Origin of the sequence: Nocardioides sp. Root240 (assembly GCF_001428825.1) — a bacterium.
GTDB lineage: Bacteria > Actinomycetota > Actinomycetes > Propionibacteriales > Nocardioidaceae > Nocardioides.
Genome location: NZ_LMIT01000002.1, coordinates 29286 through 52236, shown reverse-complemented (window position 1 = coordinate 52236; position 22951 = coordinate 29286). Strand labels below are relative to the sequence as shown.

22 protein-coding genes, 1 pseudogene and 2 riboswitches are annotated in these 22951 nt (G+C 74.6%); of the genes and pseudogenes, 17 read left to right on the top strand and 6 right to left on the bottom strand.

The features are described 5' to 3' along the window. Positions 1-46 precede the first annotated feature (46 nt). Complete coding sequence (locus ASE20_RS03340; RefSeq protein ID WP_056893137.1) at positions 47-628, bottom strand: 2'-5' RNA ligase family protein; 582 nt, start codon at positions 626-628, stop codon at positions 47-49. Between the two features lie 24 nt (positions 629-652). On the opposite strand from ASE20_RS03340, the gene cobT reads away from it, so the two are divergent. Next, entirely contained in the window at positions 653-1687 is a 1035-nt protein-coding gene (gene cobT / locus ASE20_RS03335) for a nicotinate-nucleotide--dimethylbenzimidazole phosphoribosyltransferase (RefSeq protein WP_056893136.1), read from the top strand. Then, on the top strand, positions 1684-2451 hold the full coding sequence (locus ASE20_RS03330; protein WP_225869201.1) for an adenosylcobinamide-GDP ribazoletransferase: 768 nt from the start codon (positions 1684-1686) through the stop codon (positions 2449-2451). The genes cobT and ASE20_RS03330 overlap by 4 nt, the downstream gene beginning before the upstream one ends. 3 nt (positions 2452-2454) lie before the next feature. Here the strand turns inward: ASE20_RS03330 and cobU are convergent, their stop codons facing one another. Both cobU and ASE20_RS03320 read right to left on the bottom strand, forming a co-directional pair. Further along, the gene (cobU, locus tag ASE20_RS03325) at positions 2455-2976 is read right to left on the bottom strand and encodes a bifunctional adenosylcobinamide kinase/adenosylcobinamide-phosphate guanylyltransferase (protein ID WP_056893135.1); all 522 of its coding nucleotides are present in this window, start codon (positions 2974-2976) and stop codon (positions 2455-2457) included. Further along, positions 2973-4406, bottom strand: a complete 1434-nt coding sequence (locus tag ASE20_RS03320; protein WP_056893134.1) for an RNB domain-containing ribonuclease — start codon at positions 4404-4406, stop codon at positions 2973-2975. Before ASE20_RS03320 ends, cobU begins: the two co-directional genes overlap by 4 nt. Positions 4407-4429: 23 nt before the next feature. Between ASE20_RS03320 and yaaA the strand changes: the two genes are divergently transcribed. Next, positions 4430-5209, top strand: a complete 780-nt coding sequence (yaaA, locus tag ASE20_RS03315; protein ID WP_056893133.1) for a peroxide stress protein YaaA — start codon at positions 4430-4432, stop codon at positions 5207-5209. Positions 5210-5350: 141 nt separating this feature from the next. On the opposite strand, the gene ASE20_RS03310 is transcribed toward yaaA, so the two are convergent. From ASE20_RS03310 to ASE20_RS03300, 3 genes are read right to left on the bottom strand one after another with little or no spacing between them, the layout of a single operon-like run. After that, a complete protein-coding gene (locus ASE20_RS03310) occupies positions 5351-6520 on the bottom strand; it encodes a bifunctional RNase H/acid phosphatase (protein WP_056893132.1) in 1170 nt (389 codons plus the stop codon). Continuing rightward, a complete protein-coding gene (locus ASE20_RS03305; RefSeq protein WP_056893131.1) occupies positions 6520-7263 on the bottom strand; it encodes a zinc ribbon domain-containing protein in 744 nt (247 codons plus the stop codon). Before ASE20_RS03305 ends, ASE20_RS03310 begins: the two co-directional genes overlap by 1 nt. Then, positions 7260-8381 carry a Nif3-like dinuclear metal center hexameric protein gene (locus tag ASE20_RS03300; protein WP_056893130.1) on the bottom strand — a complete coding sequence of 374 codons (1122 nt, stop codon included), beginning with the start codon at positions 8379-8381 and terminating at the stop codon, positions 7260-7262. Before ASE20_RS03300 ends, ASE20_RS03305 begins: the two co-directional genes overlap by 4 nt. 23 nt (positions 8382-8404) lie before the next feature. Next, positions 8405-8590: riboswitch (cobalamin riboswitch) on the top strand. A gap of 55 nt (positions 8591-8645) precedes the next feature. Between ASE20_RS03300 and ASE20_RS03295 the strand changes: the two genes are divergently transcribed. The 14 genes and pseudogenes from ASE20_RS03295 (at position 8646) to ASE20_RS03230 (ending at position 22887) form a co-directional block, all read left to right on the top strand. Further along, entirely contained in the window at positions 8646-9488 is an 843-nt protein-coding gene (locus tag ASE20_RS03295) for a nitrite reductase (RefSeq protein ID WP_056893129.1), read from the top strand. Further along, positions 9488-10153 (top strand): precorrin-8X methylmutase, encoded by a 666-nt coding sequence (locus ASE20_RS03290; RefSeq protein ID WP_056893128.1) that lies wholly within the window; start codon positions 9488-9490, stop codon positions 10151-10153. Before ASE20_RS03295 ends, ASE20_RS03290 begins: the two co-directional genes overlap by 1 nt. Before the next feature lie 8 nt (positions 10154-10161). Further along, entirely contained in the window at positions 10162-11718 is a 1557-nt protein-coding gene (gene cobJ / locus ASE20_RS03285; RefSeq protein WP_056893816.1) for a precorrin-3B C(17)-methyltransferase, read from the top strand. Further along, on the top strand, positions 11706-12893 hold the full coding sequence (gene cbiE, locus ASE20_RS03280) for a precorrin-6y C5,15-methyltransferase (decarboxylating) subunit CbiE (protein ID WP_056893127.1): 1188 nt from the start codon (positions 11706-11708) through the stop codon (positions 12891-12893). The genes cobJ and cbiE overlap by 13 nt, the downstream gene beginning before the upstream one ends. Beyond that, positions 12890-13657, top strand: a complete 768-nt coding sequence (locus ASE20_RS03275; RefSeq protein ID WP_056893126.1) for a cobalt-precorrin-4/precorrin-4 C(11)-methyltransferase — start codon at positions 12890-12892, stop codon at positions 13655-13657. The genes cbiE and ASE20_RS03275 overlap by 4 nt, the downstream gene beginning before the upstream one ends. Beyond that, a complete protein-coding gene (locus ASE20_RS03270; RefSeq protein WP_056893125.1) occupies positions 13654-15609 on the top strand; it encodes a VWA domain-containing protein in 1956 nt (651 codons plus the stop codon). The genes ASE20_RS03275 and ASE20_RS03270 overlap by 4 nt, the downstream gene beginning before the upstream one ends. Next, positions 15606-16295, top strand: a complete 690-nt coding sequence (bluB, locus tag ASE20_RS03265) for a 5,6-dimethylbenzimidazole synthase (protein WP_056893124.1) — start codon at positions 15606-15608, stop codon at positions 16293-16295. Before ASE20_RS03270 ends, bluB begins: the two co-directional genes overlap by 4 nt. Continuing rightward, positions 16288-16884 carry a cob(I)yrinic acid a,c-diamide adenosyltransferase gene (gene cobO, locus ASE20_RS03260; protein ID WP_056893123.1) on the top strand — a complete coding sequence of 199 codons (597 nt, stop codon included), beginning with the start codon at positions 16288-16290 and terminating at the stop codon, positions 16882-16884. The genes bluB and cobO overlap by 8 nt, the downstream gene beginning before the upstream one ends. A 6-nt stretch (positions 16885-16890) precedes the next feature. Then, positions 16891-19219 (top strand): annotated as a pseudogene (locus ASE20_RS25980) (cobyrinate a,c-diamide synthase). Beyond that, positions 19216-19803 carry a hypothetical protein gene (locus tag ASE20_RS03250; RefSeq protein WP_157538631.1) on the top strand — a complete coding sequence of 196 codons (588 nt, stop codon included), beginning with the start codon at positions 19216-19218 and terminating at the stop codon, positions 19801-19803. Before ASE20_RS25980 ends, ASE20_RS03250 begins: the two are co-directional and overlap by 4 nt. A gap of 50 nt (positions 19804-19853) precedes the next feature. Beyond that, a riboswitch (cobalamin riboswitch) is annotated at positions 19854-19976 on the top strand. Positions 19977-20009: 33 nt separating this feature from the next. Continuing rightward, complete coding sequence (locus tag ASE20_RS03245; protein ID WP_036544490.1) at positions 20010-20225, top strand: CbtB-domain containing protein; 216 nt, start codon at positions 20010-20012, stop codon at positions 20223-20225. Between the two features lie 15 nt (positions 20226-20240). Further along, positions 20241-21053, top strand: coding sequence for a CbtA family protein (locus tag ASE20_RS03240; protein WP_056893121.1), 813 nt, complete (start codon positions 20241-20243; stop codon positions 21051-21053). A gap of 8 nt (positions 21054-21061) precedes the next feature. Further along, entirely contained in the window at positions 21062-21988 is a 927-nt protein-coding gene (locus ASE20_RS03235; protein ID WP_056893120.1) for a cobalamin biosynthesis protein, read from the top strand. After that, complete coding sequence (locus tag ASE20_RS03230) at positions 21985-22887, top strand: SDR family NAD(P)-dependent oxidoreductase (RefSeq protein WP_056893119.1); 903 nt, start codon at positions 21985-21987, stop codon at positions 22885-22887. The genes ASE20_RS03235 and ASE20_RS03230 overlap by 4 nt, the downstream gene beginning before the upstream one ends. Positions 22888-22951: the final 64 nt, after the last annotated feature.

The window sequence follows — 22951 nt, the reverse complement described above, 5'->3', positions numbered from 1 at the left end:
ATGCCGCTAGGGCCCGTGCCAACGCACGCCGGAGCATGCTCGGACGTTAGTGCTTCGCCGACCACCGCGTCCCGGCATCTCCGGCAAAATCTTCCGGCCAGCCGAGCGACCACGACGCGAGCACCCGGCAGTCGCCTTCGGCGTACCGGTGCAGCTCGAGGCGGTCGGCGACGGTGCGCACGGGCAGCAGGTCGCCGAGCGAGGCCCGGACCGAGGCGAGGCTCACCTCGGCCGAGAGCTGGTCGAGCGTGAGGTGCGGTACGACGTCCGCGAACGCCCCGGCGTACGGCGGGCAGGACGGGAACGCCTCCCACAAGGCAGCAGTCAGCGCCGCGAACGGCTCGAGCGGGTCCGGCGGCAGGTGCACGACGCCGTCGGGGAAGGCAGTGACCGCCGACAGCTCGTAGGCGAAGGCGTCGGCCGCCGCCGCGATCGACCCGACGACCGCCAGGTCCGCCGCGGTCGGCGAGGGCAGGAAGGGCGCCAGTGCGGTGATGTGGGCATGGGTGAAGGCGGGATCGCGCGAGACCCAGCGCGGCTCGTAGTGCTCCCACCGAGCCCGGACCCACGTCTCCAGCGCGGGCACGGGCACGACCAGCACGGTGTGGGACGCGGCTGGATGTGACACGGCGTGACGGTAGCGTTCGGGCCCATGAACGCCATCGCCGCACCCGGTCCCGCCGTCCGTTCCGCCGCCGCCGAGCGCCTCGCCGGGCTCGCGACGCCGGCCGGCGCGCTGGGTCGCCTCGGCGAGCTCGGCGTCTGGGTCGCGGCCGCGCAGGGCCAGTGCCCGCCCGCGCCCCTCGACAACGTGCGGCTGGTCATCTTCGCGGGCGACCACGGCGTGGCCCAGCACGGCGTCTCCGCCTATCCCCCGGCGATCACGCCCGCGATGGTGCGCACCTTCGTGCTCGGCAAGGCCGGCGTCTCGGCCCTCGCGGCGGCCCACGGGGTCCACGTCCGGGTGCTCGACATCGGCGTCGACGACGACCTCGAGGGTGTGCCCGACGACGTCCGGTCGCACAAGGTACGACGCGGCAGCGGCGCGCTCCACGTGGAGGACGCGCTGAGCGCCGAGGAGACCACCAGTGCCCTCGAGGCCGGCCGCGCGGTCGCCCGCGAGGAGATCGCCGCCGGCGCACAGCTGCTGCTGTCCGGCGACATGGGCATCGGCAACACCACCCCGGCCTCGGCGATGGTCGCCGCCGCGCTGGGCCTGCCCGCCGCCGAGGTCACGGGTCGCGGCACCGGCGTCGACGACGCCTCGCTCCTGCACAAGCAGGACGTCGTCCAGCAGGCCCTCGACCGCGCGGGTGACCGGCTCGCCGACCCGGTCCAGACCCTGCAGGCCGTCGGCAGTGCGGACCTCGCGGCGACCGTGGGCTACCTGCTCGAGGCCGCCGAGTCCGGCGTACCCGTGCTGCTGGACGGACTGATGTCCGTCGCCTGCGCGCTGACCGCGGAGCGGATCGCACCCGGCGCCGCCGCGTGGTTCGCGGCCGGCCACCGCTCGACCGAGCCCGCACAGTCGCTCGCGCTGGAGAAGCTCGGCCTGGAGCCGGTCCTCGACCTCGGCCTGCGCCTCGGCGAGGGCTCGGGCGCCGTCGCGGCCGTCCCGGTGCTCCGCTCGGCGGTCGCCCTGCTGCGCGACGTCGCGCTGCTCGCCGACCTGATGCCTCCCGCGTGAACGTCGCCTCGGTGGGCCGCAGCCTGCGGCTCTCGATCGGGATGCTGACCGCGCTGCGCGTCCCGCCGGTGCTGCAGGTCTCCCCCGGCCTGGCCACCGGTGCCCTGCTCCTCGCACCCCTCGCCGTGCTCCCGCTCGGCGCCGCGGTCGGCCTCGCCCTGTGGGCCGGCGGCCGCCTCGAGCTGCCCGCCGCAGCGGTCGCCTTCGTCGCCCTCGCGCTCCTCGCGACGGGCAGCCGCGCGCTGCACCTCGACGGGCTGTCCGACGTGGCCGACGGGCTCACGTCGTCGTACGACCGGGAGCGCTCGCTCGCCGTCATGAAGTCCGGTACGGCGGGCCCGGCCGGCGTCGCGGCCGTCGTGCTCGTGCTCGGCGCGCAGGCAGCGGCGCTGACGTGGTTCGTGCCGTGGGCCGGCGAGGTCCGCACCGCCGTCGTCGCGAGCGCCGCGGTGTGCGCCTCGCGCGCGGCACTCTGGATCACCTGCTCGGTGCTGGCTCCCCCGGCGCGCGAGGACGGGCTCGGCGTCACCTTCACCCGCCGGGTCCCGCTCGCGGTCACGGTGATCGGCTGGGGCGCCCTGGCGGCGCTCGCCGCGCTGGTCGACCCCGTGCGCGGACCGGTCACCGTCCTGGTCGCCGGGCTGGTCGTGGCCGGGCTGACCCGGCACGCCGTGCGACGGTTCGGAGGCGTCACCGGCGACGTGTTCGGCGCCTCGATCGAGGTCGCGCTGGCCGTCCTGCTGATCGGCCTCGCCGGAGCCTGAGGGCTAGAGCCTCAGCACCCGTCCGGCCACGACGAGGTGCACCTCGTCGCACGCCTCGGCCACCCGCTGGTTGACGGTGCCGAGCAGGTCGCGGAACAGGCGTCCCGACCGCTCCACCGGTACGACGCCGAGGCCGACCTCGTTCGTCACCAGCACCACCGGCACCTCCGCGGTCGCCACGGCCGCGACCGTCGCGTCCAGCTCGGCCAGGACGGCCGACTCCACCTGGTCGACCGGCGCCTCCCACAGCCCGGCCGCGTCGATCACCGCGGTGAGCCAGGTGCCGAGGCAGTCGACCAGCACCGGTCCGGACGCGGCCGCCAGCACGCGGGCGACGTCCTGCGTCTCCTCGGTCCGCCAGCTCGCCGGGCGGCGCACCCGGTGGGCGGCAATCCGCGCGGCCCAGTCGGCGTCGTCGTACGCGGGACCGGCGGCGACGTAGGTGACATCGGCCGCGGACGCGAGCAGGGACTCGGCGTGGCGGGACTTGCCGGACCGGACGCCGCCGGTGACGAGGACCTTCACGCGACCGTGAAGGCGACCTTGCGGGCCGCCACGTCGGCGGTGGTGAGCCGCGCCTTGACGTCCTCGCCGAGGGGCAGTGGTTGCGACGCCGAGACCGGCGCCTCGACGCCGACCTCGGCGAGGACCACGACGCCCTGCGCGGGGTCGTCCTCGCGGACGCTGGTCACGACACCGTCGAACTCCTCGCCCACCCGGTCGGCGAGCACCGCCGCCTCGACCAGGTCGAGGACCGCGCGACCGTACGCACTGGCGCGGCGGGCCGAGTCCTGCAGGGTCTTCGGCAGCCCGGGCAGCGCCTCTCGCACCCAGTCCGGCACCGGCGTACCGGCACAGATGGCGAGGCAGGTCTCGCCGGCGTACCGGTCTCCGAGGCGGCGCAGCGGCGCGGTGACGTGGGCGTACTCGGCGGCGATCGCGGAGTGCCGCGTCTGCTCGGGGAGCTGGCCGTCGAAGGCGGCGTACCCGCTGCCGCGCAGCAGGCGCGTGCACGCGACGACCATCGCCTGGTGCTGGGAGATCGTCGGGTCGAGCGAGCGGACGAGCTCGGGATACTCCCAGTCCGAGGGCCAGTCGACGCGCAGGCCCTTGGCCACGCGACGCAGACGCGCGACGTCGCGCGGGTCCGGCGGCGGGAGGGTGCGCAGCAGGCCGACCTTCGCGCCGACCATCAACGACGCGGCGCCGATGCCGGTCAGGAGGGAGATCTGGGCGTTCCACTGCTCGACCGGGAGCTGCTGGCGGAAGACCAGCCGGAAGCTCCCGTCGGACTCGTCGATCTCCTGCTCGGGCAGCGGCAGCGAGATCCCGCCGCGGTCGACCTCCTGCTGCTCCCGCAGCCGGCCGACCTCCCGGAGGAGCAGGAGCACCTCGCCCGCGGTGCCGTCGTCGAGCGCGGCCTGCGCGTCGACGTACGACCACCGGGCGGTCGAGCGGACCCGGGCTCGCTCGACGTGGACCTTCCCCAGCGCGCCGGCGGCGTCGACCTCGATGGTCCACAGCAGGGCGGGCCGGACCTGCTCCGGCAGCAACGACGCGGCAGCCTCGGACAGGGCGGGCGGGTGCAGCGGGATGCGGGTGCCGGCGCCGTAGAGCGTCTCGCCGCGGCGGTTGGCCTCGAGGTCGACCGGGTCGCCGGGCCGGACGAAGGCGGCCACGTCGGCGATCGCGTAGTGGACGACGAACCCACTGCCGGCCCGTTCGACGTGGACCGCCTGGTCGAGGTCCATCGAGCCGGCCGGGTCGATGGTGATGAACGGCAGGTCGGTGCGATCGAGCTCGGGGAGCACGACGTCCGCGGCCGCCTGCTCCGCCGCAGCCGTCACGTCGGCCGGGAACTCGCCCGGCAGCTCCAGCTCCTGGGCGATCGCCTGCAGCCCCGCCTGCAACGTCGGGGAGCTCGCGTTGACCCGGACCACGAGGTTGTTGGGCATGACCTCGACCCTATCCTTGCCCGGTGCTGATCCTGCTGCCGCCGAGCGAGGGCAAGTCCGACCCGAAGCGGGGCAAGCCGCTGGACCTCGCCGGGCTGTCGTCGCCCGAGCTGACCGCCGCCCGCACCGAGGTCCTCGACGCACTGGTCACCCTCTGCGCCGACGACGCCGACAAGGCCGCCGCCGTGCTCGGACTCTCCCCCGGCCAGGCCGACCTCGTGCTCCGCAACGCCGGCCTGCGGGGCGCGCCGACCGCCCGGGCCGACCGGATCTACACCGGCGTCCTCTACGACGCGCTCGACCTCGAGACCCTCTCCGCCGGCGCGAAGCGCCGTGCGACCAGCCGGCTCGGTGTGGCGTCCAGCCTCTTCGGGATCGTGCGGATGGGCGACCGGATCCCGTCGTACCGGCTCTCGGGGGACGTCACCCTCCCCGCCCTCGGCCCGGTCGCCGGCGTGTGGCGCGAGGCGCTGCCGTCGGTGATGACCGAGGCGATCGGGCGCGGGCTGTTCGTCGACCTGCGCTCCGGGATGTACGCGAGCTTCTGGCGCCCCGGGCCGGACCTGGCGAAGCGGACCGCGACCGTGCGCGTCCTGCACGAGCACAACGGCACCCGCAAGGTCGTCAGTCACTTCAACAAGGCCACCAAGGGCCGCATCGTGCGTGCCCTGCTCGAGGACGGCGCCGACCCGCGCACGCCCGCCGCACTCGCCGCGACGCTGGAGCGGCTCGGCTGGACCGTCGAGGTCGGTGAGCCGACGAGGAACGGCACCCAGCTCGACGTGGTGGTCGGCGAGCTCTGAGGTCGGTCAAATGAGTTTCACCGGCCGGCCGGTGAAACTCACGCTTGGACGACGAAGTTTCCTCGTCCAAGCGTGAGTTTCGTCGTCCAAGCTCGGGAGAAACACCGGCCGGCCGGTGAAACTCCCACCACCCGTCGCCAGCTACCAGCGGCCGGTGTCGCGGAGGGTACGGCGCCCCGGCGCCAGCGCGTTGAAGAAGCGCAGCGACCCGCGGCGCTCACCCGTGCGCGGGTCGGGCCAGAAGGCGATCACCGACACGGCTGCGGGCGCGAGCTCCATGCGGAAGAGCGCGTCCAGTGGCGCCTCCATCGCGTGGGCGACGAGGGTCTTGATGGGGGTCACGTGGCTGACCACGACGACCGTCCGGCCCTCGTGGGCGTCGAGGACGCGGTTCAGTCCGGCGAGGACGCGCTCGCGGACCTCGACGAAGGACTCGCCGCCCGGCGGCGGGACCGCCATGTCGGCGAACCACGCCTCCATCCGCTCCTTGTCGCGCTCGGCGACCTCGGTGAAGGTCAGCCCGTCCCACTCGCCGAACTCCATCTCGGCGAAGCCGGGCTCCTCCTCGACCGGCAGGCCGAGGGCGGCGGCGACGATGTCGGCCGTCTCGCGGGTACGACGCACGGGCGAGGCCACGACGACGTCGACGCTCTCCTTGAGCTCGGTCAGCCACTCGGCGACCTCGGCCGCCTGGGCGCGGCCCTCCTCGGACAGCGCCGGGTTGTCGCCGCCGAGCCCGCCGGAGAAGCGGCGACCGGTCGTGTGCGGGGTGACGCCGTGGCGGACCAGCACGATGGTGGTCGGCTGACCCGGCCCGCTGGCCGGCGACGAGGCCTCCTCGGCCGCCGACTCGGGCTCGTCGGGGATGCCGTCGCCGGGAGTCGCGACGGTGACGCCGGAGCGGGTGCCGTCGAGGGCCTCGTTGGCCAGCCGGTCGGCGTGGCCGTTGTCGGCGCGCGGCACCCACGTGTACGTCGTACCGGGGGGCGCGATCTCCGCGGCCTGCGCGGCCAGCACCTTCATGTCCGGGTGCTTGATCTTCCAGCGCCCGGACATCTGCTCGACGACGAGCTTGGAGTCCATCCGCACCTCGACGACCGCACCGGGCGCGTGCTCGACGGCGAGGGCGAGCCCGGCGACGAGACCGGAGTACTCCGCGACGTTGTTGGTCGCCACGCCGATCGTGCGGGCGTCCTCGGCGATCACCGCACCGGTCGCGGCGTCCCGGAGCACCGCGCCGTACGACGCCGGGCCGGGGTTCTGCCGCGAGGCGCCGTCGGCCTCGACGACGACCCGGGCAGGAGAGACCATCAGACGCCGCTCTCCGCGGTGCGCACCAGGATCCGCTGGCACTCCTCGTGCCGGACCACGGTCTCGGCCGGCGTCGCACGGACCTCGGCGAGCTCGCTGGGGTCGAGCGCCAGCTGGCAGCCGCCGCACTGGCGCGCGCGCAGCTCACCGACCGCGACGCCGCCCTTGCTGGCGCGCAGCTTGTCGTAGAGCGCGAGCAGGTCGGCCGGGATGTCGGCGACGATCGCCGCGCGGCCACCGGCCACCGACGCGATCTCGGCGTCGATCTCGGCGCCCTTCTCGTCGCGGGCGGAGGTCAGCTCGCCCAGGCGGGCGTCGAGGTCCTCGATCGCGGAGGTGAGCTCGGCCAGCGCGGACTGCGCCTCCTCGAGCTGCTCCATTACCTCGAGCTCCTCGTCCTCCAGGGTCGAGATACGGCGCTCGAGCGACTCGAGCTCGTGCTGCATCCGCTCGAGGGCCTTGGGGTCGGCGATGGCGCCGGAGTCCATCCGCTCCCGGTCCCGGGTACGACGCGCCTTCACCTGCTCCACATCGGCGTCGGCCTTCGCCTGGGCCACCGCGAGGTCGTCGACGACGATGCGCTGGTCGCGCAGCCGGCCGTCCACGTCGGCGCGCTTGCCGAGCAGGTCCTTGATCTCCGCGGCCTGCGGCGGGTTGGCCCGCACGTGCCGGAGCTGGTCGACCTGGGAGTCAAGCGCCTGGAGGTCGAGCAGGCGGAGCTGGGCGGCGGGATCGGCGTTCACAGGTGCATTGTCCAAGGATCGGTGACGATCGTGCTCATCCGGGTGTCCACCGCGTCGCCGAGGGCGTCCTTCAGCCGCCCCTCGAGGACCGGCAGCCAGGTCGACTCGGCCGCCCAGTGGGCGATGTCGACCAGCGCCGGGCCGCCCTTCTCGAGGAACTCCGAGGCGGGGTGGTGGCGCAGGTCGCTGGTGACGTAGGCATCGACGCCGAGGCCGGCGACCCGGTCGAGCAGGAAGTCGCCCGCTCCCCCGCAGACCGCCACTCGTCGTACCGGACGGGTCTCGTCGCCGGCCACCCGTACGCCGTGCGCGGTGGCCGGCAGCGCGGCCGCGACCTGCGCTGCGAACTCCCCGAGCGTCATCGGCGAGACGCTGCCGATCCGGCCGGTGCCGGTCGTGGCCAGGCCCGGGTCGGCGAGCTCGACGACGTCCCAGGCCGGCTCCTCGTAGGGGTGCGCCGCGAGCATCGCCCGGACGACGGCGGAGCGGACCGCACGGTCGAGGACGACCTCGACGCGCACCTCCTCGACCGTCTCCAGCTCGCCGACGGTGCCGACCATCGGGTTCGCACCCTCGAGGGGGCGGAACCTGCCCTCGCCGGGCGCGCTGGTGAACGAGGCGAACTCGTAGTCGCCGATCCGGCCGGCGCCGGCCTCGGCGATCGCGGCGCGGACCGGCGCCGCGGCGTCCGGGGGCACGAAGACGGTGAGCTTGTCGCGGGGCCCGATCGGCGCCGGGACGATCGGCTCGAGGTCGGTGAGGCCGAGCGCGTGGGCCAGCGCCTCCGAGACGCCGCCGACGGCCTGGTCGGCGTTGGTGTGCGCGGTCAGCAGCGCGCAGTCGGCCTTCGCGAGGGTGTGCAGCGTGCGGCCCTTGGGGCTGGTTGCGGGGAATCCGTTGACCGGCTTGAGGAACAGCGGGTGGTGCACGACGAGCAGGTCGGCCTTCCAGTCCGCGGCCTCCTCAGCGACGGCCGGGGTGGGGTCGACGGCGAGGAGCACCTTCCTCACCTGCTGGTCCGGGTCGCCGTGGACGAGCCCGACCGCGTCCCAGGAATCGGCGGTCGCGGGCGGGTACCAGCCGTGGATCAGGTCGACGACGTCCTTGAGGGCGGGCATGGCGGTCAGGCTACCGACAGCCGGGGTAGGCTGGCCCGGCCAGTCGACCTCCCCAGGGGGTCAGGGAACCCGGTGAGAGTCCGGGACTGACGCGCAGCGGTGTGGGTGACGGGCGGAGCACGACGTCACTGGGTCCTCCGGGACCTGGGAAGACGCTCCGACCCGGACGATCCCGAGTCCGAAGACCTGCTGGCCCTTGCGGAGACCACCGCGAGGTCGATGAGGGGCGATCGCGAGGAGCCCCGGCCTCGAAGGACCACCCTCGTGTCGCAGACGAGCCGCACCCGGCCGGACCGGTGCCCCGGCATCGTGCACCCCTGGCCCGCCGACGACGGCGGGCTGGTGCGGGTGCGCGTGCCCGGCGGGCAGGTGTCCCGCGCCGCCCTGACCGGCCTGGCGAGGGTCGCCGAGGAGTACGGCGACGGGCGGGTCCGCGTGACGGGCCGGGCCAACCTGCAGGTCCGCGCCATGCCGCTGACCGCCGGGGGTGTCCTGGCCGGTGACGCACTGGCCGCGCTGGAGGCGACCGGCCTGCTGCCCTCGCGTGCTCACGACCGGGTCCGCAACGTGCTGGCCTCCCCGCAGACCGGGCTCGCCGGCGGCCGTGCCGACCTGCGCCCGGTGCTCGCCGACCTCGACGCGCTGCTGCTCGGTGACGCCACGCTCGCCGGCCTGCCGGGACGCTTCCTGTTCACGCTCGACGACGGCCGCGGCGACCTCGCGGACAAGCACCTCGACCTCGGCCTCGTCGCACTCGACGCCACCACCGCCCAGCTCCGCGTCGGCGAGCACTGGGGCGACGTCGTGCCGCTCACTGCTGCGCCGGCCGCACTGGCCGCGCTCGCACGGGAGTTCCTGGCCGCCCGTGGCACCGGACCCGATGCTCCGTGGCACGTCCCCGAGCTCGGCGATCCGCTCGCCGCGCCCCGTCCCGCTTCCCCCGGTGCCGCCGTCGCGACCGGGCCGCTCCCCCTCGGCCCGGTCGCGGGCGGCACGCACGTCGCCTGCCCGGACGAGGGCCTGGATCTGGCGACCATCGCCGGCTGGACCGCCGCCACCGTCGTCGTCACACCGTGGCACGGCGTGCTCATCCCCGAGGAGAACTGATGACCGACCTGACCGCTCCGCCGCGTCGGTACGACTACATCGCCGACGGACCGGCGATCTACGTCGACTCCTTCGCCACCATCCGCCGCGAGTCCGACCTCTCCGGCGTCCCCGCCGAGGCCGAGAAGGTCGCCGTGCGGATGATCCACGGCAGTGGCCAGACCGACCTGGTCCGCGACCTCGTCGTGCACCCCGGCCTGGTGGCCGCGGCCCGCGGCGCCCTGTCGGCCGGGGCGCCGATCCTCTGCGACGCCCGGATGGTCGCGATGGGCATCACGGCCGGCCGTCTGCCGGCCGACAACCCGGTGCACTGCTTCCTCACCGACCCGCAGGTCCCGGCGCTCGCCGCCCGGTGGTCGACGACGCGCACCGCGGCGGCGGTCTCGCTCTGGGAGCCATTGCTCGAAGGGGCCGTGGTCGCGATCGGCAACGCCCCGACGGCGCTCTTCCACCTGCTCGAGATGATCCTCGACGGCGGCCCGCGGCCCGCGGCGATCGTCGGCTGCCCGGTCGGCTTCATCGGCGCCGCGGAGTCGAAGGACGCGCTCGCCTCGTTCGCCGACGACCACGGCATCGACATCCCGTTCGTCACCGTTCGCGGTCGTCGCGGCGGCTCCGCCATGGCGTCGTCCGCGGTCAACGCACTGGCACAGGAAGAGGAGTGAACCGCCCGATGGACAAGGCAGTCGGTCACTTCCACGTCGTCGGCATCGGCCCCGGCGACCCCGAGCTGATCACCCGCAAGGCCGAGCGGCTCATCGGTGCCGCCGGGGTGGTCGCCTTCCACGCCGGCGTCCGCAAGGAGTCGCACGCACGCCGTATCGCCGCCCACCTGATCCCGGCCGACGCCGTCGAGGAGGAGCTGCGCTACCCCGTCACGACGGGCAGCACCGACCACCCGGGCGGGTACGTCGGCGCGATGGCCGAGTTCTACGACGACTGCGAGGCGCGCCTGGCCGCCCACCTCGACGCCGGCCGCGACGTGGTCCTGCTCGCGGAGGGCGACCCGCTGTTCTACGGCTCGTCGATGTACCTCCTCGACAGGTTCCGGGACCGGTTCCCGGTCGAGGTCGTCCCCGGCGTGCCCGCCTTCACGGCCGCGACCGCGACCATCCCGGCGCCGCTCGTACGCCAGAACGACGTCCTGACCGTGCTTCCCGGCACCCTCCCCGAGCCCGAGCTGGCCCGCCGCCTCGCCGACACCGACGGCGCGATCATCATGAAGCTCGGCCGCACCTTCCCCGCCGTCCGCTCGGCGCTGGCACAGGCCGGGCGGCTCGAGGGCGCGATGTACGTCGAGCGCGCGTCGCAGCCCGAGGAGCGTTGGCTGCCGGTGGCCGAGGTCGACGCGGACTCGGTGCCGTACTTCTCGCTGATCGTGGTTCCCGGCGACTCCACGCAGCCCTCAACCGCGGCCCGGATGCGTGCCGATTGGTCACGAACCGCAGCTCAGGAGCCGGAATTGTTGCGGTTTGGGACCAAACCGCAACCCTCCGAGCTGCTCGTCATCGGTCTCGGCCCCGGCCCGGACGGCTGGCTCACCCCGGAGGCGTCGGCGGCACTGGCCGAGGTCGAGCACGTGGTCGGCTACGCGCCGTACGTCAACCGGGTGCCGCAGCGCCCCGGCCTCCAGCGGCACGCGTCGGGCAACACCGTCGAGGTGGACCGGGCGCGCTTCGCGCTCGACCTGGCCCTGCGCGGCGAGCGGGTCGCGGTCGTGTCCGGCGGCGACGCGGGCGTCTTCGGCATGGCGGCCGCGGTGTTCGAGGCGGCGGCCGACCCGGCACACCCCGAGCACGCCGCCGTACCGGTGCGGGTGCTGCCGGGCATCAGCGCGGTCCAGGCGGTCGCCGCCCGGGCCGGTGCGCCGATCGGCGCGGACTTCGCCGTGGTGAGCCTGTCGGACCGGCTCAAGCCGTGGGCCGTCGTCGAGCGGCGGCTCCGGGCGATCGCCGAGGCCGACCTGGTGCTCGGGATCTACAACCCGGCGTCCCGCTCGCGGCGCGAGCAGGTCGTCGAGACCCAGAAGATCCTGCTCGAGCACCGCTCCCCCGACACCGTCGTCGTCGTCGGCCGCGACGTCGGCCGTGACGAGGAGTCACTGACCGTCACCACGCTCGGCACCCTCGACACCGACAGCATCGACATGAAGTGCCTGCTGATCGTCGGCGCCTCCTCGACCCGCGTGGAGCCCAACGGGACCGTCTGGACACCGCGATGGGTGGACTGAGGATCACCGTCGTCGGCATCGGCGCCGACGGCCACCTCCCGCCCGCCTCGGCCGCGCTGGTCGCGGACGCCGAGGTGCTGCTCGGGGGTGAGCGGCACCTGGCACTCGTGCCGGACGTCCCCGGCCAGGACCGGCACGCGTGGCCGCGCCCGCTGACGTCGCTGGCCACCTTCCTCGGCGAGCACGAGGGGCGCCGGGTCGTGGCGCTCGCCTCGGGCGACCCCCTCGTCTCCGGGATCGGTACGACGCTGCTGCGCCTGCTCGGCCCCGACGCCGTGGACGTCGTCCCTGCCGTGTCGTCCGTGGCACTGGCCCGGGCACGGATGGGCTGGTCGGCCGAGGAGTCGACGGTCGTCACCCTGGTCGGCCGCGAGCTCGCCGCGCTGCGTCGCGAGCTCGCCGACGGCCGACGGCTGCTGGTGCTGTCGTCCGACGAGAGCACGCCCGCCGCCGTCGCGACCCTGCTCGACGAGGCCGGCTTCGGGACCAGCACGATGCACGTGCTCGGCAACCTGGGCGGCGCCGACGAGACGGTCGCGGTCTTCCCCTGCCCGGTCCCACGGCTGCACGTGATCGCGCTCGAGGTCGCGGGAACCGGGTTCGCCTCGTGGGCGCCGGGCCTGCCCGACGACGCCTTCGAGCACGACGGCCAGCTGACCAAGCGCGACGTCCGCGCCAGCGCCCTGTCCCGCCTGGCCCCCGCGCCGGGCCGGCTGCTGTGGGACGTCGGCGCCGGTGCCGGCTCGGTCGCGATCGAGTGGCTGCGCGCGCACCCGCTCACCGACGCGATCGCCGTCGAGGCCGACCCCGAGCGGGCCGCCCGGATCTCCCGGAACGCCGGCACCCTGGGCGTGTCACGGCTCGAGGTCGTCAACGACAAGGCGCCCGACGCCCTGACCGACCTGCCCCGGCCGGACGCCGTCTTCGTCGGTGGCGGCGCCACGGCCCCCGGACTGCTGGACCTCTGCCGCGAAGCACTCGCGCCCGGCGGGCGGCTGGTCGTGCACGGCGTGACCCTGGAGACCGAGCAGCTGCTGATCGGCGCCTTCCACGAGCACGGCGGCGAGCTGACCCGCCTGGCGGTCGAGCACGTCACGCCGCTGGGCGGCCGGTTCACCGGCTGGACGCCGGCCCGCGCCGTCACGCAGTGGACCTGGACGAAGGAGCGGGCATGACGGTGCACTTCGTGGGCGCCGGTCCCGGTGCCGCCGACCTGATCACGCTCCGCGCGGCCGCCCTCCTCGGCGCCGCGGACGTGGTGCTCTACCCCGGCACCTACATCGACACCGAGGTGCTCTCCCACTGCCGCGCCGACGCGCGGCTGGTCGACACCCAGGAGCTCGACCTCGACCGGATCACGGCCGTGATGGTCCAGGCCGACGCGGACGGACGCGACGTCGTACGCCTGACGTCCGGCGACCCCTCGCTCTACTCCGCCCTCCACGAGCAGGGCCGGCGGCTCGACGCGGCCGGTGTCGCCTGGGACGTCACGCCGGGCGTACCGGCCTATGCCGCGGCCGCCGCGATCGTCGGCCACGAGCTGACCGTGCCGCTCGTGGCGCAGTCGGTCGTGCTGACCCGCACCCAGGCGCGCTCGACCGCGATGCCGGAGACCGAGTCGCTCGCCGCCTTCGCCGCAACCGGAGCAACCCTGGTGCTGCACCTCGCGATCACCCGCACCGCCGCGCTGATGACCGAGCTCGCGCCGTTCTACGGCGCGGACTGCCCGGTCGCGGTGGTGTCCCGGGCCTCGCAGCCCGAGGAGCTGGTGCTGCGCGGCACCGTCGGCACCATCGCCACCCTCGTCGAGGATGCCGGGCTGAAGCAGGCCGCGGTGATCCTCGTCGGCCCCGCCCTCGCGCCCGACGGCTCGGCGTCCGACGCCGAGTCGTACCTCTACTCGCCCGAACGCGTGGCCCGGAAGGAGCGCCTCCGATGACCTCCATCGACCAACACTTCCCCTTCAGCGCCGTGGTCGGCGCCGACGGACCGGACGGGCCGGACCCGATGGCCCTCGCCCTGATCCTCACCACGATCGCCCCCGAGGTCGGCGGCGTGCTGGTGCGGGGCGAGAAGGGCACGGCCAAGTCGACGATCGTGCGCGCCCTCGCCGCCGTGCTGCCCCCGGTCGACGGCCGCCCCGTGCCCCTCGTCGAGCTGCCGATCGGAGCGACCGAGGACCGGGTGACCGGCTCGATCAACCTCGAGAGCGCACTGGCCGAGGGCAAGGCGGAGTACGAGCCCGGCCTGCTGGCCAAGGCCCACCGTGGGATCCTCTACGTCGACGAGGTCAACCTCCTCCACGACCACCTCGTCGACCTGCTCCTCGACGCGGCCGCGATGGGCCGGGCGACGGTTGAGCGCGACGGCGTCTCGATGACGCACGAGGCGCGCTTCGTGCTGGTCGGCACGATGAATCCCGAGGAGGGCGAGCTGCGCCCGCAGCTGCTCGACCGCTTCGGCCTGACCGTCGAGGTCGCCGCGCCGCGCGACCCGGCACTGCGGGCCGAGGTGGTCCGGCGTCGGATGGCCTACGACGCCGACCCGGCCGGCTTCGCCGAGCGCTACGCCGCGGCCGAGGCCGCCCTCCAGACCCGGATCGCCGCGGCCCGGGCGCTCCTCGCCTCGGTCCGGCTGACCGACGCCGGGCTGCTCAAGATCGCCGAGGTCTGCGCGACCTTCGACGTCGACGGCCTCCGCGCCGACATCGTCACCGCCCGCACCGCCGTCGCCCACGCCGCCTGGTCCGGCCGGTCGCAGGTCACCCTCGACGACATCCGGGTCGCGGCACGCCTGGCCCTGCCGCACCGGCGGCGGCGCAAGCCGTTCGACGCCCCGGGGCTCGACGAGGACCTGCTCGACCAGGTGCTCGGCGACGACCTGCCTCCCGAGCCGGACGGTCCCGAGCCGGACGGCCCCGAGCCGGACGGTCCGGAGCCGGACGGCGATCACCCCGAAGGACCTCACTCCGAGGATGACGCGCCGGCGGAGGGGGCCGAGGACAGCCTCGAACCGGGCGCTCCCGATCCAACGTCATCGTCCACGGGGGCCGGAGCCCACGGAGACAATGACGTCACGTCCGGCACCGGCGCGACGTACCGGACCCGGCTGCTCACCGTGCGCGGCATCGGCGCCGGCACGGCGGGCCGCCGCAGCCGCGCGCGCACCAGCAACGGCCGCCGGATCGGCGCGTCGAAGCCCGATCGACCGGGCAGCACCGGCGCGATCCACCTGACCGAGACCATCCGCGCAGCAGCGCCGCACCAGTTCGCCCGCGGCCGGCGCGACGGTCGGCTGGTCCTCCAGCAGGCCGACCTGCGGGTCGCGGTCCGCGAGGGCCGGGAGTCCAACCTGGTGCTCTTCTGCGTCGACGCGTCCGGCTCGATGGCCGCGCGCAAGCGGATGGAGCAGGTCAAGACGGCCGTGCTGAGCCTGCTGCTCGATGCCTACCAGCGCCGCGACAAGGTCGGCCTGGTCACCTTCCGCGGCGCCTGCGCCGAGGTGGCGCTGCCGCCGACCCACTCGGTCGACGCGGCTGCGCAGCGGCTCGAGGAGCTGCCGGCCGGTGGTCGGACGCCGCTCGCCGAGGGCCTGCTCGAGGCGGCACACCTGCTGTCCGTCGAGCAGACCCGCGACCCGCAGCGCCGTCCGCTGCTCGTCGTCGTGACGGACGGCCGCGCGACCTCCGGCGCCGACGCGGTGGCCCGCTCGCGCGCCGCCGCCGACCTGCTCGCCGCCGCCGGCATCACGTGCGTGGTCGTCGACTGCGAGGCCGGCCCGATGCGGATGGGCCTGGCCGCCACCCTCGCCGAGCACCTCGGTGCGGAGCACGTGCCGATCGGCGAGGTCAGCGCCGAGGCGCTCGTCGACGCCGCGAGGAGGGCCGCATGAGCACCCTGTCGGCCGAGCAGACGATCGGGCAGACGACCGGGCAGACGACCGGCCTGTACGACGTCATCGAGCGCCGCCGCGACGTGCGCGCCGAGTTCACCGGCTCCCCCGTGCCCGAGGACGTGCTGCTCCGGGTCCTCGGCGCCGCGCACCGCGCCCCGAGCGTCGGGATGAGCCAGCCGTGGGACTTCGTCGTCGTCCGGGACGCCGCGAAGCGGGCGGCCTTCCGCGACCACGTCGCGCACGAGCGCGACACCTTCGCCGCCTCGCTCCCGCCCGAGCGGCGCAGCACCTTCGACAGGATCAAGGTCGAGGGCATCTGCGAGTCGTCGATGGGCGTCGTCGTCACGCACAGCCAGTCCCGCGGCGGCCAGCACGTGCTCGGTCGCCACGCCATCGCCGACGCCGGGCTGTACTCGACGGTGCTCGCCATCCAGAACCTCTGGCTCGCCGCCACCGCCGAGGGCCTCGGCCTGGGCTGGGTGTCCTTCTACCGTGAGTCGTTCCTGCAGGACCTGCTCGGCATCCCGGAGGACGTGCGGCCCGTCGCATGGCTGTGCCTGGGCACCGTCAGCCACCTCGAGACCGTGCCCGACCTGGAGCGCCACGGCTGGCGCTCGCGGCGCCCGCTCGAGGACGCCATCCACGAAGACACCTGGCAGATGAAGGAGAGCGTCGATGCCTGAGGGCCAGCCGCTCGTCGTACCGAACGACGGGCTGACCACCCGCCAGCGCCGCAACCGGCCGCTGGTGATGGTGCACACCGGTGACGGCAAGGGGAAGTCGACGGCCGCCTTCGGGCTGGCGCTGCGCGGCTGGAACCAGGGCTGGGACATCGGGATCTTCCAGTTCGTGAAGTCGGCGAAGTGGCGCCTCGGCGAGCAGACCGCTTTCGAGATGCTGCCCCCGGGCAAGGGCAGCGTGGAGTGGCACAAGATGGGCTCCGGCTGGTCGTGGTCGCGCAAGGCGGGGTCCGAGGAGGACCACGCCGCCGACGCCGCCGAGGGCTGGGCCGAGATCAAGCGCCGGATCGCGGCGGAGCAGCACGACCTGTACCTGCTCGACGAGTTCACCTACCCGATCAACTGGGGCTGGGTGGACATCGACGACGTCGTGGAGACGCTGGCCAACCGGCCGGGCAACCAGCACGTCGTGATCACCGGCCGCCGCGCCGACCCGAAGCTGGTCGAGCTCGCCGACCTGGTCACCGAGATGACCAAGGTGAAGCACCCGATGGACGCCGGCCAGAAGGGCCAGAAGGGCATCGAGTGGTGACACCTCGTGACTGAGCTGCCTCGCGTCGTCGTCGCCGCCCCGGCCACCGGCCAGGGCAAGACCACCGTCGCCACCGGCCTGATGGCCGCACTGGCGGCGGCGGGGCACGCCGTGAGCGGCCACAAGGTCGGGCCCGACTACATCGATCCCGGCTACCACGCGCTCGCCTGCGGGCGCCCCGGCCGCAACCTCGACCCGCACCTCGTCGGCGAGTCCCTCGTCGCGCCGCTGCTGCTCCACGGAGCGCGGGGTACCGACGTGTCCGTGATCGAGGGCGTGATGGGCCTGTACGACGGCCGGATCGGCGGTGACGGCTTCTCGTCGACCGCGCACGTCGCGGCGCTGACCCGCACGCCCGTGGTGCTCGTCGTCGACATCTCCCGCTCGTCGCGGTCGATCGGTGCGGTCGTGCACGGCATGGTGACCTGGGACCCGAGCGTGACGGTCGCCGGCGTCATCCTGAACCAGGCCGGCTCCGCCCGGCACGCCGACGAGGTGCGCTCCTCGATCACGCTGCCGGTGCTCGGCGTCATCCCCCGCGACGCGTCGATCGCCACGCCCTCGCGGCACCTGGGCCTCGTGACCGCCGCCGAGCGGGGCGAGTCCGCCGCCGTGGTCGAGAGGCTGGCCGAGGTGGTCACCGAGCACGTCGACCTCGACGCGGTGCTCGCGATCGCGCGCTCCGCCGCTCCCCTGGACGCGGAGCCGTGGGCCCCGCCAGCGACCTCTTCCGTGTCGAGGAAGCGCGTCGCCGTCGCCGCAGGCCGCGCCTTCACCTTCCAGTACGCCGAGACCGCCGAGCTCCTCGCCGCCCACGGCTGCGACGTCGTCCCCTTCGACCCGGCGACCGATGCCGCCCTCCCCGACGGGACTGCCGGCCTGTACCTCGGCGGCGGCTTCCCCGAGGTCCACGCCGCCGACCTCGCCGCCAACACCCCGCTGCTGGCCGAGATCCGGGAGGCCGTGCGCGACGGGCTGCCGACGGTCGCGGAGTGCGCGGGGCTGCTGTACCTGTGCCGGAGCCTCGACGGCGTACCCATGGCGGGGGTGCTGGACGCCGACGCCGTGATGACCGGCCGGCTCACCCTGCGCTACCCGGTCGCGACCGGTGCCGCCGACACCCTGCTGACCCGCGTCGGCGAGCAGGTCACCGGCCACGAGTTCCACCGCACGACCGTCACCCCGGCGGTGGCGGGCACGCCCGCCTGGTCGGTCGAGGGCGAGGGCGTGGGCTTCGCGTCGGAGACCCTGCACGCGTCGTACCTCCACACGCACTGGGCGGGCCACCCGCAGCTCGCCGCGCGCTTCGCCGAGGCGGTGCACCGTGGATGACCCGCTGCGCCACCACGGCGACGTCGAGGCACGGGCGGCAGCGCTCGACTTCGCCGTCAACGTGTACGGCGGCCCGCGACCCGCGTGGCTCGACGCAGCTCTGCTGGCCTCCCTCGACGGGGTCGGCCGCTACCCCGACCCGACCCGCGCCCGGGAGGCCGTCGCCGCCCACCACCGGCGTCCGGTCGACGGCGTGCTGGTCACCGCCGGCGCCGCCGAGGCGTTCACCCTGGTCGCACGGCTGCGCCCGTGGCGGCGTCCGGTCGTCGTGCACCCCCAGTTCACCGAGCCCCACGCCGCGCTGGAGCAGGCCGGTCACCGCGTGACCCCGGTGGTGCTGCCCGAGCCGTTCACCCTGGATCCCGCCGCGGTCCCCGAGGACGCCGACCTCGTGGTGATCGGCAACCCGACCAACCCCACCGGCGTCCTGCACCCGGCCGACGAGGTCCGCGCGCTCCTGCGGCCGGGCCGCGTCGTGGTCGTCGACGAGGCGTTCATGGACTGCGTGCCCGGCGAGACGCAGTCGCTGGCCGGCGTACGGCTGCCGGGGCTGGTCGTCCTCCGCTCGCTCACCAAGCACTGGGGCATCCCCGGCATCCGCGCCGGGTACGTCGTCGGCGACGCCCTCGTCGTGGCCGGCCTGGCCCTCAACCAGACCCCGTGGTCGGTCGGCGCCACCGCCGCGGCCGCCGTCGTCGCCTGCACCTCCCCCGAGGCGGCCTCCGAGGCGCACCGCCGCGCGCTGGAGATCAGGGACTGGCGCGAGCACCTCGAGAAGGGCCTCGCCGACCTCGGCCTCCCCTTCCTCACCTCGGCCGCCTCGTTCGTGCTGGTGCGTGTCGGGCCCGGCGTGCACGACGCGCTGCGGGCCGGAGGGATCGCGCTGCGCCGGGCCGACACCTTCCCGGGCCTCGACGGGTCGTGGGTGCGGATCGCCGTCCGTCCGCCTGAGCTGACCGACCAGCTGCTGGCCGCCCTCGACGATCACCGACCCTCCGCGTGACCGCTCGTGCGACGATGGCGCCCGTGATGTGCCGACAGGCCCTGGCCGCGAGCGGGCTGTGCCTGGCCCTCGCCCTCGCCGGCTGTTCCGGCGACGAGGCTCCTGAGCAGGCGACGACCACGCCGACCGCCACGTCCTCGCCGTCGTCCTCACCGGCGTCCTCACCGTCGGAGGCAACCGTCGACGGCCACCGGGGCCGGTACTCCGGCCCCCTCACCGAGGTGGTGCGCCGCGACCCACCCGGCCTCCTGCTCGAGCCGCCGCCCGCCGACGCCGACCCGGACGCGTCCTGGACCGAGGCCCTGGCCGGCTGCTTCCACGGGGCGATCGCCTGCGTCGCGACCGGGAACGCCGAGGTGACGCTCGCCCTGGTCACCGGGCCCGGCGACGCGGTCATCAAGGGCCGCACCATCTTCGACAGGTCCCTCACCTACGTGGTGACCTGGGATCCCGCGCCCTGCTCCACGATCGCGGCCGAGCGCTGCCGCGTGGTCAACCTGCTCACGGCCGACGCGAAGGGCGCGCTGCCCGCAGGCACCCAGATCTACGCGTTCGAGCTGCCCGCCGACGACGACGCCGCCTGACCGGAATCCGTCCACGTCCGCGCGGCCCCTCCCCACGGGGCGACCCGATGCCCTAGGCTCGCCCTGCAGGCATGAGGAAGCCGGTGGGAATCCGGCACAGTCGCGCTACTGTGACACCGCCTCCGCGAGGAGTGGTGAAGTCAGGAACGAGTGCCTGCACACCTCACATCCATTGACCAGGGACGCAGAATCCCTGAGGAGGCATCATGTCGCAGACCACTGCTACCCCCACCGCGGTCGTCACCGTGCCCGTCGTCCCGCTGCTCAAGCTGGGCACCTGGGTCGTCTTCTTCGGCCTGCTGGCGATGCTCGCCATCTTCTTCGTGAGCGCCGACCAGGGCGCCCTCTCGCTCCCGGCGGGCAACGCCGTCCACGAGTGGGTCCACGACGCCCGGCACCTGCTGGGCTACCCCTGCCACTGAGCGCGGGTCCCCGTCGTGAGCACCGTTCCCGGGGAGAGCTCTGCCCTCAGCCCGGCTGCCTTCCTGATCCGTGGTCTCGCCGTCGGCCTCGTCGCCGGCCTGATCGCCTTCGTCGTCGCCTTCGCGCTCGGTGAGCCGCAGGTCGACGACGCCATCGGCCTCGAGGAGGCCGCTGCCGCCCACCTGACGCCCGACGAGGTCGCCGCCGAGGAGGCCGCGGCCGACGAGGACGGCATGGTCGAGATCTCCCGCGAGAACCAGAAGAGCTGGGGCCTGCTGACCGGCATGCTCGCCGTCGGCGCGGCCCTCGGCGGCCTGGCCTCACTGGCGGCCGCGGCCGTGCTGGGTCGCCTCGGCGGCCTGTCCGCGCGCGGCTCCACCGCACTGGTGGGCCTCCTGGGCTTCGTCGCGATCGCGCTCGTGCCGTTCGCGAAGTACCCCGCGACCCCGCCGGCGGTGGGCAGCGGCGACACCATCGGCGGTCGTACGGCGTCGTACTTCGGGCTGCTGCTGGTCTCCGTGCTCGCCGTCATCGCGGTCGTCGTGCTGGCCAACCGGCTGCTCGCCCGCCTCGACGGCTGGACCGCCGCGCTGATCGGCGCGGCCGCCTACCTCGTCGTCGTGACGGTCGCCGGCTACCTGCTGCCATCGGTCAACGAGCTCGGTGACTTCCCGGCGGACACGCTCTGGTACTTCCGCCGCGCCTCGCTGGTCACCCTCGCCTCGCTCTGGGCGGCGATCGGTGTCGGGCTGACGGTGCTGGTCGGCCGAATGTACGACCGGTTCGCCGCGGACGTCGCCCGCCGCGAGCTGGCCGCCAGCCTCTGAGCGCCGCCATGCTCCGGGCCCGGGCCGCCGGGCTGCTGCTCGGGTACGCCGCGGACCGGCTCCTCGCCGATCCGCGGCGGTTCCACCCCGTGGCCGGGTTCGGGCAGGTGGCAGCCGCCCTCGAGCGTCGTACCTGGCGCGACGAGAGGGGCGCGGGCGTCGTCCACGTCGCCGTCCTCGTCGGCGGCGCGGTCGTCGTCGGCGCCACCGCCCAGGCCGTCGTACGACGGCCGCTGCCGCAGGCGCTGCTGACCGCCGCCGCGACGTGGACCGTCCTCGGCGGCACCTCGCTGGACCGCGAGGCCGCGGCCGTGAGCCGGCTGCTGGCCGAGGACCGGCTCGTCGACGCCCGGGTCCAGCTGACCCACCTCGTCGGCCGCGACACGACGCAGCTCTCGCCGCAGGAGGTGACCCGGGCGACGCTCGAGTCGCTCGCCGAGAACACCTCCGACGCCGTGGTGGCGCCGCTCGTGTGGGGTGCGGTGGCCGGCGTACCGGGGCTGCTGGGGTACCGCGCCGCCAACACGCTCGACGCGATGGTCGGGCACCGGAGCGTCCGCTACGAGCGGTTCGGCTGGGCGGCAGCGCGCTTCGACGACCTGCTCAACCTGCCCGGTTCACGGCTCACGGCCGCCCTGGCCACCGCCCTCGGCCCGGACCGCGCCGGGGCGGCCCGCTCCTGGCGCAGGGACGCCGCCGGCCACCCCAGCCCCAACGCCGGCCCGGTCGAGGCGGCCTTCGCGGGCGCGCTCGGGATCCGGCTGGGCGGCACCAACGACTACGCCGGCCGGATCGAGCACCGGGCCGTGATGGGCGACGGACCGCTCCCCGACCGGTCCGACCTCGAGCAGGCTCGCCGGCTCGCGAACCGGGTCGGCATCGGCGCGGCGCTCGTCGCCGCGGGCATCGCCGTCGTGCGATCATCGCGACGATGATCAACCTGCTCCGCACCCCGCTCACCCAGACCCCGCGCGCCGCCGTCGCCCGCGTGGTCCGCACCGTCACCGGCGGCGACAGCCCGCTCGCCGGCCGGACGGTGCTGGTCACCGGCGCCAGCTCGGGCATCGGCGAGGCCACTGCGCACGCCGCCGCCCGCCGCGGCGCCACCGTGCTGCTCGCCGCCCGCCGCGAGCCCGAGCTGCTGCGCGTGCAGCAGGCCATCCGCGACGAGGGCGGTGACGCGGCGACGTACGTCGTCGACATGACCGACGGCGACTCCGTCGACGCACTCGTGGCGCGGCTGCTGGCCGAGCACGGCGCGGTCGACTACGTCGTCAACAACGCCGGCCACTCCATCCGGCGCTCGCTCGAGCTGACCCACGACCGCTTCCACGACTTCGAGCGGATGATGGCGGTCAACTACTTCGGTCCGGTGCGGCTGACGATGGGCCTGGTGCCGGCGATGCGGGCGCAGCAGTTCGGGCACGTCGTCAACATCGTGACGTGGGGCAACCAGATCCGGGCGCCGAAGTTCGCGCCCTACATCGCCTCCAAGACCGCGCTCGACGTGTTCGGCCGGATCCTGGGGCGCGAGCTGTTCTTCGACAACGTCACCTGCACCAACATGCGCGTCGCCATCGTGCGCACGCCGATGATCGGCCCGACGGCGGCCTACGACGGCCACGGCGAGACCGCCGAGCACTGCGCCGAGCGTGTCGTCCGGGCGCTCGAGGACCGGCCGGTCACCGTCGACGGCGCCTTCGGCACGTTCTACGCGGCCTTCAACGTCGTGGCGCCGCGGCTGTCGGACCTGGTGATGGCCCTCGGGCACCGTCGGGTGCCGGACTCGGCCGCCGCCCGTCGTACGACGCCGGAGACGGTCGAGCGCAGCTGATCCTGCATTCATCCGAACCCGACGTATCAGCCGCGGGGGTCACGGACTCCGAGGGATGTCAGCA